Annotated in this window: 1 rRNA gene; it reads left to right on the top strand. The window is 57.0% G+C overall.

Annotated elements, in window-relative coordinates:
- Positions 1-447, top strand: a 16S ribosomal RNA gene (locus FE811_RS27170); the annotation flags it as partial.

Raw genomic sequence — 447 nt, 5'->3', positions numbered from 1 at the left:
GAGACAGGTGCTGCATGGCTGTCGTCAGCTCGTGTCGTGAGATGTTCGGTTAAGTCCGGCAACGAGCGCAACCCACACTTCCAGTTGCCATCATTTGGTTGGGCACTCTGGAAGAACTGCCGATGATAAGTCGGAGGAAGGTGTGGATGACGTCAAGTCCTCATGGCCCTTACGGGTTGGGCTACACACGTGCTACAATGGTGGTGACAGTGGGTTAATCCCCAAAAGCCATCTCAGTTCGGATTGGGGTCTGCAACTCGACCCCATGAAGTTGGAATCGCTAGTAATCGCGGAACAGCATGCCGCGGTGAATACGTTCCCGGGCCTTGTACACACCGCCCGTCACACCATGGGAGTTGGGTCTACCCGACGGCCGTGCGCTAACCAGCAATGGGGGCAGCGGACCACGGTAGGCTCAGCGACTGGGGTGAAGTCGTAACAAGGTAG

Source organism: Paracoccus sp. FO-3, from assembly GCF_006386455.1.
Classification (GTDB): domain Bacteria; phylum Pseudomonadota; class Alphaproteobacteria; order Rhodobacterales; family Rhodobacteraceae; genus Paracoccus; species Paracoccus versutus.
Note: the sequence above shows the minus strand (reverse complement) of the source record. Positions and strands in the feature narration are given on the sequence as shown.